Genomic DNA, 633 nt, shown 5'->3' with positions numbered 1-633 from the left:
CTGATATGTCCAATCCATTTGATTTTCGCGCTGCTGCTAAACAAGTTCTTGATATCGAAGTCGCGGCTCTGCAAGAGCTAGACAAATACTTTGATGAGCAGTTTGAACAAGCTTGCGAATTGATCCTTTCCAATAGCGGCAAAGTTGTCGTGATGGGTATGGGCAAATCAGGCCACATTGGCAACAAGATTGCAGCAACGCTTGCCAGCACAGGTACATCAGCGTTTTTCGTTCACCCGGGTGAAGCAGCGCATGGTGACTTGGGTATGATCAGCGCGGGTGACATTGTTATCGCTATTTCTAACTCTGGCGAGTCCCATGAAATCTTGTCTCTCTTCCCTGTTCTAAAGCGTTTAAACATTAAAATCATTAGCATGACGGGCAAGCCAGAATCCAACATGGCAAAACTGGCTGACTTGCACTTGCAAATCACTGTCCCTCAAGAAGCTTGTCCACTTGGTCTTGCACCAACCAGCAGTACCACAGCAACTTTAGTAATGGGCGATGCGCTAGCAGTTGCCCTACTTCAAGCGCGTGGATTCTCAGCAGAAGACTTCGCTCTCTCACATCCTGGTGGTGCTTTAGGAAGAAAATTGCTACTTAAGCTGTCTGATATTATGCACTTCGGAAATG

General features: G+C 46.8%; 1 protein-coding gene. It reads left to right on the top strand.

Annotated features, from left to right (window positions below; genetic code table 11):
* Positions 1 to 5 precede the first annotated feature (5 nt).
* The coding region (locus tag R7Z77_RS26350; RefSeq protein ID WP_318137173.1) for a KpsF/GutQ family sugar-phosphate isomerase at positions 6 to 633 on the top strand (628 nt) is incomplete at its 3' end.

This window comes from Vibrio sp. 1401, assembly GCF_033340295.1.
This window is presented reverse-complemented; position numbering and strand designations above follow the sequence as displayed.